The organism is Psychrobacter sp. K31L, from assembly GCF_017942195.1.
Lineage (GTDB): Bacteria > Pseudomonadota > Gammaproteobacteria > Pseudomonadales > Moraxellaceae > Psychrobacter > Psychrobacter glaciei.
The window spans coordinates 1-591 of sequence record NZ_JAGKSC010000029.1 but is presented as its reverse complement, the minus strand read 5'-3'; the positions used below and the strand labels follow the sequence as shown (position 1 = coordinate 591).

The following is a 591-nucleotide window of genomic DNA, read 5'->3' as shown; positions in this document are numbered from 1 at the left end:
GGCCTTGGCTGCCGATGAGGTTTTTGAGGGCCCTGTCGAGCCGGACGAAAGCGATTTCGGCGGACGGCGTAAAGGCAGACGTGGTCGCGGTGCGGCAGGAAAAGTGGTTGTCTTCGGCATTCTGAAACGCAACGGACGGGTCTATACCGTTGTGGTGGATAATGCCAAGTCTGAAACGTTACTCCCTGTCATCAAAAAGAAAATCATGCCGGACAGTATTGTTTATACCGATAGTCTGAGCAGCTGCGACAAGTTGGACGTGAGCGGTTTTATCCATTACCGCATCAACCATTCCAAGGAATTTGCAGACCGTCAGAACCACATTAACGGCATTGAGAATTTTTGGAATCAGGCAAAACGCGTCTTGCGAAAATACAACGGAATCGATTGCAAATCTTTCCCACTGTTCTTGAAAGAATGCGAATTTCGATTTAACTTCGGCACACCGTCTCAACAGCTTAAAATCCTGCGGGATTGGTGTGGGATTTAGGGCTAATCTAGTACAGCCCCTAAAATTTTTCGTTTTCAAACCTTCACCGCTTGCCATCAGCGTTAAATTTTTTTACGATAAGCACATAGATTGTAAACAAT

Annotated in this window: 1 protein-coding gene; it reads left to right on the top strand. The window is 46.4% G+C overall.

What is annotated here, in order from left to right; all coding sequences use genetic code 11:
* Positions 1–490 (top strand): IS1595-like element ISNme4 family transposase (locus tag J5X94_RS13830; protein WP_210541620.1); only part of this gene is annotated, 490 nt, incomplete at its 5' end.
* Positions 491–591 lie beyond the last annotated feature (101 nt).